This window comes from Parasphingopyxis sp. (assembly GCF_052168295.1).
Classification (GTDB): Bacteria; Pseudomonadota; Alphaproteobacteria; order Sphingomonadales; family Sphingomonadaceae; genus Parasphingopyxis.
Genome location: NZ_JBQLZN010000091.1, coordinates 56,229 through 66,700 on the forward strand (window position 1 = coordinate 56,229; position 10,472 = coordinate 66,700).

Here is a 10,472-nt window from a genome sequence, read left to right on the forward strand (position 1 = left end):
GCAGATTCCCAGACCCGGCAAGGATTCCCGACATATGAATTTCGACTTTTCCGAAGACCAGAAGTTCCTGCGCGAAGAAGCGCGGAAATTTCTCGCCGCAAAATGTACGACCGCGCATGTCCGCGAAGTGCTCGATGACGAGGCGAAGAGCCATCACGAGGGTCTCTGGACGGAAATCGTCGAGATGGGCTGGCTGGGCACCGCGATCTCTGAAGAGCATGGCGGGCTCGGCCTCGGCATGCTCGAACTGTGCGTGATCGCGGAGGAACTGGGGCGGGCGCTGGCGCCAGTGCCCTTCGCCTCGACCGCCTATTTCTTCGCCGAAGCCGTGAAGCTCGCCGGTTCGGACGAACAGAAGGCAGCGCTGCTCCCAAAGGTGGCGGACGGATCGGTCATTGGTTGCATCGCGGCTTCGGAAGGTTCCGGCGCTGTCGATGCCGCCAAGCTTTCGACCAGTTTCGCCGACGGCAAGCTCAGCGGCACCAAAGTGCCCGTTACCGATGGCGATATCGCGACCCATGCGGTCGTGCTCGCGAAGGACGGCAGCAGTGCGAGCCTAGTTATCGTCGATCTGACCGGCGACGGCGTCACGCGCAGCGCGCTGTCGACGATCGAGCCGACGCGCAGCCATGCCGAAATCACGTTCGACGGCGCGCCTGCCGAACTGCTCGGCGGATCGGGCGAAGGCGAAAGCCTCTACAATGAGATCATGAACCGCGCCGCCGTGCTGCTGGCCTTCGAACAGATTGGCGGTGCCTCGCGCTGCCTCGAAATGGCCAATGAGTACGCCAAGGAACGCCATGCCTTTGGCCGGCCGATTGGCGGTAACCAGGCGATCAAGCACAAGCTCGCCGATATGTATGTGAAGAACGAGGTCGGCCGCTCCAACGCCTATTATGGCGCCTGGGCGCTTTCGACCGGGGCGGCGGAGCTGCCCGAAGCGGCGGCCGCCGCGCGGCTTGCCGCGAGCGACGCCTATTGGTTCGCGTCGAAGGAAAACATCCAGACGCATGGCGGCATGGGCTTTACCTGGGAGGTCGATTGCCACCTCTTCTATCGCCGCGCAAAGCTGCTCGCCGTCCAGGCCGGCGCACCGGCCCAGTGGAAGGAAAAGCTCGTGCGCGCCCTCGAAATCAAGAACGCCGCGTAAAGGAAGGACAAAACAGATGGACTTCAACGACACCCCCGAAGAGGCCGAATTCCGCGCCGAAGCCCGCGCCTTTCTAGAACAGCATCTCGACAAGAAGGAAGCCGGACGGCCGAACCGCGACGACAGCTATATGAAGCGCGCCAAGGAGTGGCAGAATATCAAGGCGGAAAACCGCTTCGCGCAGATCACATGGCCCGAAGCCATGGGCGGACGCGGCGGCACACCGATGCAGCAGGTGATCTGGAATCAGGAAGAAGCGCAATTCGACGCGCCGACAGCCCCGTTCGCGATCGGCCTCGGCATGTGCGTCCCCACCGTTATCGCCTTCGGTACCGATGCGCATAAGGAGCGCTACGTCAAAAAAGCGCTGCACGGCGAGGAAATCTGGTGTCAGCTCTTTTCCGAGCCGGCCGCCGGATCGGATGTTGCCGGCCTCAAGACCAAGGCCGTGCGCGACGGCGACGACTGGGTCGTCAATGGCCAGAAGGTGTGGACGACGGGCGCACAATTTTCCGATTACGGCATCCTCTTGACCCGCACCGATCCCGACGTGCCCAAGCACAAGGGCCTCACCATGTTCATCGTGAACATGAAGGATCCCGGCGTCGAAGTACGGCCGATCCACCAGGCGTCGGGCGGACGCGAGTTCAACGAGGTCTACTTTACGGACGTGCGCATTCCCGACAGCGACCGGCTCGGCGAACCGGGCCAGGGCTGGAAGGTCGCGATCGTCACGCTGATGAACGAGCGACTCGCGGTCGGTGGATCGCCGGGGCCGGACTGGCAGGAAATCATGGACTATGCCCGCGACGCCGGCACACTGAGCGATGCCGCCTTCCGCGCCAAGCTCGCCGATTGGTACGTCGCCGCGCAGGGCTACAAGCTTGCCAAGTTCCGCACGCAGACGGCGCTGTCGCGCGGCGAAACGCCGGGGCCGGAAAACAGCATCGGCAAGATCATCACCGCCAACCATCTGCAGGATATTTGCAACAGCGCCATCGAAATGCAGGACCATTACGGCATCATCAACGATGACGACAAAGCCCCGGCCGATGCGATCTTCCAGCAAAGCTTCATGTGGGCGCCGGGCCTGCGCATCGCGGGCGGCACGGACGAGATTTTGAAGAACATCATCGCGGAACGCGTGCTCGGCCTGCCGCAGGATGTGCGAGTCGACAAGGACAAGGCGTTCAGCGAGCTCTAGCCCGTACCGCGCGCCGACAGAACACTACGGAAAGGACCTTCCCATGGCCGAAGCCTATATCATCGACGCCTGCCGCACGCCGCGCGGCATCGGCAAGACCGGCAAGGGATCGCTTGCCCATCTCCATCCGCAGCATCTCGCCGCCACCGTGCTCAAGGCCATCGCCGAACGCAACGATATCGACACGGCCGATGTCGAGGACGTAATCTGGTCGACCTCGACGCAGAAGGGCAAACAGGGCGGCGATCTGGGGCGCATGGCAGCGCTCGATGCCGGATACGATATCCGCACCTCAGGGACCACGCTCGACCGCTTCTGCGGCGGCGGCATCACCAGTGTGAATTTCGCGGCGGCGCAGATCATGGCCGGCATGGAAGACCTGGTCGTCGCGGGCGGCACGGAGATGATGAGCTACACGGCCGATCGCGGTCGCGAGGAAATGGCGGCCGGACTCGGTCCGGCGATGATGGGCTCGGGCAACGAGCATCTTCAGAAAATCCACCCGCAATCGCATCAGGGCGTATGCGGCGATGCCATCGCCTCGATGGAAGGCATCGATCGCGAGGCCTTGGACGCTGTGGGCCTCGAAAGCCAGAAGCGCGCGGCACGCGCGATCGACGAGGGCCGGTTCGACAAGAGCCTGATCCCCGTGCTCAACGAAGACGGTTCGGTCGCGCTCGACAAGGAAGAATTTCCGCGCCCGCAGACGACCGCAGAAGGGCTGGCCCAGCTGGAGCCGAGCTTTGCCAAGCTCGCGGACATACCTCTCAACGAGGACGGGCTGACCTTCCGCAAGCTGATCAACCAGAAATATCCCGATCTCGAGATCAGGCATTTCCACCATGCCGGCAACAGCTCGGGCGTCGTCGATGGCGCGGCGGCAGTGCTGCTCGCGTCTAAGGACTATGCCGACGCCCATGGCCTTAAGCCGCGCGCGCGGATCGTGCGCACCGCCAATATGGGCGACGATCCGACGCTGATGCTCAACGCGCCCGTTCCCGCCGCAAAGAAGGTGCTTGAAAAGGCGGGGATGACCAAAGACGATATCGATCTGTGGGAGATCAACGAGGCCTTCGCCGTGGTCGCAGAGAAATTCCAGCGCGACCTCGATCTCGATCGCGATACAGTGAACGTCAATGGTGGCGCGATCGCGCTCGGCCATCCGATCGGTGCCACCGGCTCGGTTCTGATCGGCACGATGGTCGATGAGCTGGAACGGCAGGACAAGCAGCTCGGGCTGGTGACCATGTGCGCGGCCGGCGGCATGGCCCCGGCGGTGATTATCGAACGGATGTGACGGCAATCCGCGCGGGTCACGCGGCCGGCAGTTCTTCGCCCAGAAATTCCAGGATCATGGCGCGGATATCGACGCGCGCCTTGAGCCGGGCGGCGATCAGCGCCGTGCCGCTGACCTTGCGTTGCACGAACAGCGTTTCGGCGGGCGGTATGTGCCAGCTCGCGCGGTCTTCGGCGACCGCCATGCCCTGCTCGCGCAACACGCCGACAAAGGCCCGGTCGCCGAAATCGAAGGCATCCTCGCGGTTCATTTCTTCGATCACGATATCGATCATCTCGTCGACGAGCGTGCGATGGCGGCTGACCGCCGTCTGACTGATGAACCCGGCCGCGAGCGCGGCGGACCGCACGGCATCGCGATCCTTCGAAAGACCCGATAGGAGCAGCGCGCGATAGGCATCGGCCGTCCCTGGATCGACGGGCCGCGTCGCGCCGAAATCGAGCAGGACGAGCTTCCCAGTTTCCGGTTGATAGCGGTAATTGGCGAAATTCGGATCGGTCTGCATGACCCCGAACTCGAACATTTCGCGCAGCACCAGCCGCACCAGCGCCGTCATCAGCGTATCGCGAAACGCCTGGCTTTCATGCTCGGCCGTCTCGATCGGCCTGCCTGCAACGAACGTCATCGCAAGCACGCGCTCGGTGGTGAAATCGGACTGCAGCTCGGGCACAACATAGTCCGCTTCGTCCGCAAGCCGCTCGCCATAGGCCCGCATCTGCTCCCCCTCGCGGATATAATCGGCTTCAGCGTGAAGCTGGCGCTTGGCTTCCTCGAGCAGCGGGGCGATTTCCAGCTCCTTCGGCAGCAGGCCGGACACGCGCAGAAGTGTGGCGACATTGTCGACATCGGCATCGATGCTCTCGCGCACCCCCGGATATTGCACCTTCACCGCGACATCGCGGCCATCCTTGGTCGTCGCGCGATGGACCTGCCCGATCGAAGCGGCTGCCAGCGGTGTCGCGTTGAAATAGGAAAAGCGCGCCCGCCAATCCTTGCCCCATTCCTGCTGCAAAACCTTGTTGAGCTGCTGCGGCGGCATGTGGTGCGCCTGATCCCGCAGGCGCGCCAGGATGTCGGACAGCTCCTTGGGCAGCATCTCGCCCGCATCCATCGATATCATCTGCCCCATCTTCATCGCGGCCCCGCGCAGATGGGAGAGCCGGTCAGCAAGCTTGGTGGCGTTGCGCGGCGTCAGGACGAGATCACGCATACGCGGGCGTTCGCCGGTAGCGAGGCGGCGGGTGCCCTCGGTCAGCACGCCGCCGGCGACGCTACCCGCCAACCGGCCGAATGACCCGAGGCGCGACAGGCGCGACTTGGGCACGGCACGCGACCGGCGGTTGTTTCCGTCGGATGGCGGAGTGTCGTTCATAAGTTGGCGGCCATCATATCCATTCGTTCGCGCGCGCGGCTCCCTTCGCCATGATCAGACACGGCTTTCCGCCTGTTTGAAACCTGTCCGCGCGAACAGTCGCCCACCGGCGCGCAATCGCCGCCCGATCCGGCGCCTTACTGCTCGGCGACGAGCGCCATATGCCGTTTCATATGATGATCGACATTGCCGAACTCGGAATCGAAGATCGTCAGCCGCTTGAAATAATGGCCGATAGCGAGTTCGTCCGTCATGCCCATGCCGCCATGGATCTGGATGGCCTCCTGCCCGACATGATGGGCGGCCTGGCCGATCTTCACCTTGGCGGACGACACGGCGATCTTGCGGTCGCGATGGTCTTCGCCGAGCCGCAGCGTCGCGAGATAGGCCATCGATACCGACTGCTCATATTCGACGAACATGTCGACCATCCGGTGCTGCAGCACCTGAAACTTGCCGATCGGCGTGCCGAACTGCTTGCGCTGCTGCGAATAATCGACCGTCATCTCCTGCGCGACCTTCATCGCGCCGCACGCTTCGGCGCACTGCGCGGCGATCGCTTCGTCGGTCACGAGCTCGATCAGCGCGAGGCCATTGCCTTCCTGCCCGATCACCGCGTCGGCGGGCACGGCGACATTTTCGAAGTAGACTTCCGAGGCGCGGCGGCCGTCGACTGTCGGATAATCGCGCGTGGTTATGCCTTCGCTGCTCTTGTCCACGACGAAGACCGTAATGCCGTCCTTGTCGCGGCGTTCGCCGGACGTCCGGGCTGTCACGATCAGATGCGAGGCCCAGGGCGCGGCGATCACGACCGCCTTGTGGCCGTTCAAGACATAGCCATCGCCATCCTTCTTGGCCGTGGTTTCGAGGTCGAAGAGATCGTAGCGGCCCCGCGGCTCGGCATAAGCGAAGGCATAGACTCGGCTACCGTCAACGATGCCGCCGATATGCTCGGCCTTTTGCGCATCGGTCCCGGCATGTTTGAAGAAGCCGCCTGCGCACACCACTGTCGGCACATAGGGCTCGACCACCAGGCCTTTGCCGAATTCCTCCATGACGATCATCGAATCGATCGCGCCGCCGCCAAAGCCGCCATCCGCTTCCGAAAACGGCATACCGAGCAGGCCGAGCTCGGCAAGCTGCACCCAGATTTCCGGCCGCCATCCGGCCTCGCCCTCCACGACCGACCGGCGGGTATCGAAATCGTAATTCTCGCGGACCAGCCGGCTCAGACTGTCGCGCACCATGGTTTGTTCGTCGGTGAAGTTGAAATCCACGCTGTCCCTCCCGGTATCTCAGGCTGTGTTTAGAGGCCGAGAATCATTTTGCTGATGATGTTGCGCTGGATCTCGTTGGATCCGCCATAGATCGACGTCTTGCGCATGTTGAAATAGGTCGCGGCCGAGTGCTGCGCATAGTCCGGGCCGATCGGATATTCGTTCGATCCGGCGTCGGCGAGGTCGCGATAATAGGGCGTGCCGTAATGGCCGACGGCTTCGAGCGTGAGCTCGGTCAGGCGCTGCTGGATTTCGGTTCCCTTGATCTTGAGGATCGAACTCTCCGGGCCCGGTCCCTTGCCCGCCTGTTCGCTAGCCAGCGTGCGCAGCTCGGTCATTTCGAGCGCCGCGAGATCGATTTCGAGCTGACTGACTTTCCGTGCGAAATCAAAATCTTGCATCAAGGGCTTGTCATCGAGCATTTCGGCCTTCGCAATCTCTCTCAACTGCGAAACAGCCCGCTTCGAACGCGCGACGCCGGCTATGCCCGAGCGCTCATGCGCGAGCAGGAACTTGGCGTAGGTCCATCCCTTATTCTCCTCGCCGACCAGATTTTCGACCGGTACGCGGACATCGGTGAGCCAGGTTTCGTTGACCTCGTAGCCACCGTCGATGAGCTTGATCGGCCGCACTTCGATGCCCGGCGTTTTCATGTCGACAAGGATGAAGCTGATGCCCTCCTGCGGCTTGGCGGCATCAGGATCGGTGCGGCACAGGAAGAAGCCCCAATCGGCATGCTGGGCAAGCGTCGTCCAGGTCTTCTGGCCGTTGATCACATAATGATCGCCGTCGCGCACCGCGGTCGTCTTGAGCGAGGCGAGATCGGATCCGGCGCCCGGCTCCGAATAGCCCTGGCACCACCAGACGTCGCCGCTGCGAATGCCGGGCAGATGCTGCTCCTTCTGCGCGTCATTACCGAACGTGTAGATGACCGGGCCAACCATGGAGACACCGAACGGGAGCGGCATGATCGCGTTGACCCGGGCATTTTCCTCCGACCAGATATAGCGCTGCGTCGGCGTCCAGCCGGTGCCGCCATATTCCACCGGCCAGGCCGGGACAGACCAGCCCTTTTTGCCGAGAATCTTGTGCCAGGCGACCATGTCTTCCGGCGACAGATCGTCACGCAGGCCGCTCCCCGATATGTCGGACGGGTAGTTTTCGGCAATGAAGCTGCGCACTTCGTCGCGGAACGCCTGTTCTTCGGGGCTGAACTCGAGATTCATCGGATCACTCTCCTCGCATGTCTTGCTGCCCTGTTTACACGACTGTTCGCCATGCGGAAGGGACACTTGAGGTCATGTCGTAGACGATACGAGCCTAGAGCTGGCGCAGAGCGCGTGCCGGGCGGACCGACATCAGCGGTATCGCGCTCACCAAACCGATGCCGAGCGTCAGGATCGTGCCCGCCGCCAAAGTCCCGAGCACAACGGCCCAGTCGGGCGACCAGGCGAACTCGAAGATCAGCACGATCACGCTCCATCCGGCGACAAGGCCGAGTGCCAAGGCGACGAACGCCAGCACCGCGGCGAGCAGCGCATATTCGATCGCTTGGGTCAGCATGATCTGTCCCTTGGTCGCGCCAAGCGTGCGCATGATGACGCTGTCATAGCTGCGCGCCTGGTTGGACGCCGCGATGGCGCCGATCAGCACGGCGATCCCAGCGATGATCGATACCATGGCCGCCGCAATGATCGCCGTCGCCATCTGGCCGAGCAATGTGGTAACCTGACCGATAATCTCGCGTACCTCGATGATCGACACCGAGGGGAAGGCGCCGAGCACCGCGCGCGACAGTTGCGCCTCATCGCCGCTTTCGATCGCGAGCGTCGAGGCCAGCGTGTGCGGCGCGTCGCGCAGCGTGTTGGGCGACATGACCATGATATAATTGAAGCCCATCGTGTCCCAATTCACTTCGCGTAAGGAAGCGATCTCGGTCTCGATCTCGCGGCCCAATATGCTGACGACGATCGTATCGCCGAGCCCGACATTCATGACGCTTGCCGCCTCGCGATCGAGCGAGATGAGCGGCGGACCGTCATAATCGGCCGGCCACCATTCGCCGGCCGTCAGCTCACTGCCTTCGGGCAGGACGGCGCTATAGGTGACGCCGCGTTCGCCGCGCAGGAACCAGGCGCCTTCCGGCAATTCCTCGAGATCGGCGACCCGCTGGCCACCAAATTCGACGATCGTCCCGCGCAGTGTCGGCACGAGATTGAGCTCCGTGCCGTTCGCCTCTTCGTCGACGATCTGTCGAAACCGCGCTTCCTCGGCCACCGGAATATCGAGAATGAAGAGATCGGGCGCGCGCTCAGGCACGGTCGTGCGGATTTCCGATGTCAGGCTCGTCTGGATGCCCGCCAGCGTCACGAACAATGTCAGCGCCAGGCCGAGTGCTATCACGATAGCGGGGGACTGCGATCCCGGACGGTGGAGGTTGGTCACAGCCAGCCGCAGCATCGGACTGCGCGGCCGCGGGACGCGCTTCGCCAGCGCGCGAACGCCCCAGCCCAGCGCATAGAGGAACAGCAGCACGCCGCCAGTCGCGCCCATTACGATGGCCGAGAATATGGGCTCACGTGCACTCAGCAGCGCGATAGCGACGATTGCAGCACCGGCCAGCGCGATGCGCAGGATCGTGCCGGTGCCGATCGGGTTATGCCGTTCGACAAGGCTGCGGAATAGTGCGGCGGCGGGCTCGGTGCGCGCGCGTGCCAGCGGCGGCAACACGAACATGGTGGCGATCAGGACGCCATAGGCGGCGGCGATAACCAGCGGTATCGGATGCACCGAAATGCCCGGCGCAACCGGCAGCAGGTCGCCGAGCGCCGTCACGATCAGCGGCGTCGCGAGCGCGCCGACCGCCAGTCCGACGGCTATGGCGCAGAGCGTGACGATACCGATCTGCACGGCATAGATACGCGCGATATCGGCAGACGTCGCGCCGAGGATCTTAAGCGTCGCGATGCCAGGCCGCTTGCGCCCGAGATAAGAGGCAACGCCGTTGCCGACGCCGATGCCCGCGATGATCAGCGCGGTCAGCCCGATCAGCGAGAGGAACTGCCCCATCCGCTCGAAAAAGCGGAATGCGCCGGGCGAAGCGCGGTCGCGGTCCTTGAATTCCCAGCCGGCCGACGGAAAGCGCTCCTGTAGGTCGTCCACAGTGGACGCCGGATCGACCCCAGGCGCAAGGCGGATACGGTATTTACTCTCATACAGGCTGCCCGGCTGGATCAGCCCGGTGCGGCGCAGACCCTCTATTGAGGTGATGGCGACGGGGCCGAGCGTGAAGCCCTCGCCCACCCGGTCTGGCTCATCGACGATGATATCGCGGATCGTGAACGTCGCTTCGCCATAGCGGAGCGGATCGCCTGGCGCGATCTGCAGCCGGTCGGCTAGCGTCTGGCCAATCACGATATCGTCGGGCGACAGCGCATCGGCCTGTGTGCCGTTCTCGAGGACCAGCTCGCCATAGAGCGGATAGGCGTTATCGACGCCCTTCAGCTCGCTGAGCACCGCTTGCGGCCCGTCCGCAGCGGCGTCGGGGTCCGCGATTTGCGCCATAGCGCGCATGCGGATTGTCTCGCTCAGATCGCCGGTTTCGCGCATCGCCGCAAGTTCTTCGGGCTCGGCTTCGCGCTGCGTCATCGCGATCTCGACATCGCCGCCGAGCATCGTCTGGCCGCGCTCGGAGAGCTCGCCCGTGATCGACGCGGTCAGGCTGCCGATGGCAGCCAGCGTCGCGACACCGAGAAAGAGGCAGATGAAAAGAAGGCGCAGGCCGCGAAAGCCGCCGCTGAGATCGCGCCAGGCGATCCTGGCGCTCGCTTTCCAGCCCAGCGTGTTCACGGACGCCGATCCGCGACGATCTTGCCGTCCTTCATTTCGACGATCCGGTCGCAGCGTTCCGCGAGGCTTACATCGTGCGTGATGATCACGAGCGTCGACTCCGCCGCCGCCTTGCGGTCGAACAGCACATCGATGATCGACCCGCCCGTCGCCGCGTCGAGATTGCCGGTCGGCTCGTCCGCGAAGACGATCTTCGGACCGGGTGCGAGCGCGCGGGCGATGGCGACGCGCTGCTGCTCGCCGCCTGACAGCTGGGTCGGATAATGGCCGAGGCGATGGCCGATTCCCACCGCTTCCAACTCGGTGGTCGCGACGTCGAACGC

The 10,472-nt window shown here is 63.7% G+C and carries 8 protein-coding genes; 3 read left to right on the top strand and 5 right to left on the bottom strand.

What is annotated here, in order from left to right; genetic code table 11:
- The first annotated feature begins 34 nt into the window (after positions 1-34).
- From ACTS1Z_RS16125 to ACTS1Z_RS16135, 3 genes are read left to right on the top strand one after another with little or no spacing between them, the layout of a single operon-like run.
- Positions 35-1,150, top strand: coding sequence for an acyl-CoA dehydrogenase family protein (locus tag ACTS1Z_RS16125; protein WP_442625503.1), 1,116 nt, complete (start codon positions 35-37; stop codon positions 1,148-1,150).
- Positions 1,151-1,166: 16 nt separating this feature from the next.
- Positions 1,167-2,354 carry an acyl-CoA dehydrogenase family protein gene (locus ACTS1Z_RS16130; protein WP_442625504.1) on the top strand — a complete coding sequence of 396 codons (1,188 nt, stop codon included), beginning with the start codon at positions 1,167-1,169 and terminating at the stop codon, positions 2,352-2,354.
- A gap of 43 nt (positions 2,355-2,397) precedes the next feature.
- On the top strand, positions 2,398-3,651 hold the full coding sequence (locus ACTS1Z_RS16135; RefSeq protein WP_442625505.1) for an acetyl-CoA C-acetyltransferase: 1,254 nt from the start codon (positions 2,398-2,400) through the stop codon (positions 3,649-3,651).
- 16 nt (positions 3,652-3,667) lie between these two features.
- Here the strand turns inward: ACTS1Z_RS16135 and ACTS1Z_RS16140 are convergent, their stop codons facing one another.
- From ACTS1Z_RS16140 to ACTS1Z_RS16160, 5 genes are all read right to left on the bottom strand, one after another.
- Positions 3,668-5,023 carry an ABC1 kinase family protein gene (locus ACTS1Z_RS16140; protein ID WP_442625506.1) on the bottom strand — a complete coding sequence of 452 codons (1,356 nt, stop codon included), beginning with the start codon at positions 5,021-5,023 and terminating at the stop codon, positions 3,668-3,670.
- A 137-nt stretch (positions 5,024-5,160) separates the two neighbouring features.
- Complete coding sequence (locus ACTS1Z_RS16145) at positions 5,161-6,300, bottom strand: acyl-CoA dehydrogenase family protein (protein ID WP_442625507.1); 1,140 nt, start codon at positions 6,298-6,300, stop codon at positions 5,161-5,163.
- Positions 6,301-6,329: 29 nt separating this feature from the next.
- Complete coding sequence (locus ACTS1Z_RS16150; RefSeq protein ID WP_442625508.1) at positions 6,330-7,526, bottom strand: acyl-CoA dehydrogenase family protein; 1,197 nt, start codon at positions 7,524-7,526, stop codon at positions 6,330-6,332.
- Between the two features lie 94 nt (positions 7,527-7,620).
- Positions 7,621-10,149, bottom strand: coding sequence for an ABC transporter permease (locus ACTS1Z_RS16155; protein ID WP_442625509.1), 2,529 nt, complete (start codon positions 10,147-10,149; stop codon positions 7,621-7,623).
- A partial coding sequence (locus tag ACTS1Z_RS16160) for an ATP-binding cassette domain-containing protein (RefSeq protein WP_442625510.1) occupies positions 10,146-10,472 on the bottom strand: 327 nt, incomplete at its 5' end. The genes ACTS1Z_RS16155 and ACTS1Z_RS16160, both read right to left, overlap by 4 nt.

Excerpts from the sequence above, each read along its gene's own strand:
- ACTS1Z_RS16125 (WP_442625503.1), top strand. The coding sequence starts at position 35 with ATGAATTTCGACTTTTCCGAAGACCAGAAGTTCCTGCGCGAAGAAGCG.
- ACTS1Z_RS16130 (WP_442625504.1), top strand. The coding sequence starts at position 1,167 with ATGGACTTCAACGACACCCCCGAAGAGGCCGAATTCCGCGCCGAAGCC.
- ACTS1Z_RS16135 (WP_442625505.1), top strand. The coding sequence starts at position 2,398 with ATGGCCGAAGCCTATATCATCGACGCCTGCCGCACGCCGCGCGGCATC.
- ACTS1Z_RS16140 (WP_442625506.1), bottom strand. The coding sequence starts at position 5,023 with ATGAACGACACTCCGCCATCCGACGGAAACAACCGCCGGTCGCGTGCC.
- ACTS1Z_RS16150 (WP_442625508.1), bottom strand. The coding sequence starts at position 7,526 with ATGAATCTCGAGTTCAGCCCCGAAGAACAGGCGTTCCGCGACGAAGTG.